2 pseudogenes are annotated in these 1,051 nt (G+C 59.7%); both read left to right on the top strand.

What is annotated here, in order from left to right:
- Nucleotides 1-589 (top strand): annotated as a pseudogene (locus tag A2J01_RS36590) (hypothetical protein); the annotation flags it as partial.
- Nucleotides 589-1,051, top strand: a pseudogene (locus A2J01_RS26395) (hypothetical protein); the annotation flags it as partial. The pseudogenes A2J01_RS36590 and A2J01_RS26395, both read left to right, overlap by 1 nt.

Below are 1,051 nucleotides of genomic sequence, written 5' to 3'. Positions count from 1 at the left end.
GCAGACCTGGATCACCACCGTCAGCCTCGATGCACTTCAAACGTCCATCGCCGATGGCGGAATCGGCGCAGAACTCGACGACCTCGACATCGCAGAAGCGTGGGTCTACCCCGAACAGGGTCGAGCCCTCGACAAGTGGGCGAAAATCTTGAGAGAGGCCCGCAAAGTTGCCGTTGACACCGGCGACACAGCAATGAAACGGTTCATCGGCGCCTGCTACAAGGGTTATATCGGCCGAATGGTCAACCCCGACATGTGGACCGCCAAACAAATGCAACACCATCATCAGCCGCTCTGGCGAGCAGCGATCATCGCACACTGCCGCTGGCGAGGCCGCCGCGTCGCGATGCGCATCGCGCGCGAAACCGGGCGTTGGCCACTGCGCACCGTCACCGACTCCTGGGTCTACCCCCTGCCCCTGGGCATCGACATCGCAGACGAGAGTGACGCACTCGGGAAAATGACTCTGGAAAAGAGCGCCCCGCTCACCGAAAACATAACCGTCATGCTGACCGACGCCCGCGACACCCACGAGATCAACCTCGCACTCAAAGCTGCGTTCACCGACGAAGATGAAGGAAACATATAGTGGCCCTGCATCTTCCGAAACCGCGATCTACCAAACCCGCACAGAAGACCGTCGGTTTGGACGGACTCAACGTATCTGTCTCGACAGCAGCGACCAGTGGTGTCGAAAAATCGAAATCGGTCAAAAGTGGGGGATTGGCCGGACTCACCAGCAAAGTCTCCGTACGTCAGATCCGTACCGAAATCGGTAAAGAAGGCCTACGGCAAGCAGCTGTCGACGCCGGGAGAAAGCCCCCATCTGACCGAACACTGCGCCGCTGGGCGCAGCAAGGACGAATCCCGCACCCCGACGTCACCGAACGTGCACAACGGCGAGCCGCCATCGAACGCCTCGGTGGAATCGACGCTGTCGCAAAGAAAATCGGTCGTTCACGATCAGCGGTCTCTCGCTACCGTTCCGGCGAAACGAACGAGCTGCGCGCTGACGCGAAAAAGAAACTCAAGAACGTCAAAGCGCACGACG

The sequence above is a fragment of the Rhodococcus sp. EPR-134 genome, from assembly GCF_001647205.1.
In the GTDB taxonomy this organism is placed as follows: domain Bacteria; phylum Actinomycetota; class Actinomycetes; order Mycobacteriales; family Mycobacteriaceae; genus Rhodococcus_F; species Rhodococcus_F qingshengii.
The sequence above is the reverse complement of the archived record's forward strand: the minus strand, read 5'-3'. Positions and strand labels throughout refer to the sequence as shown.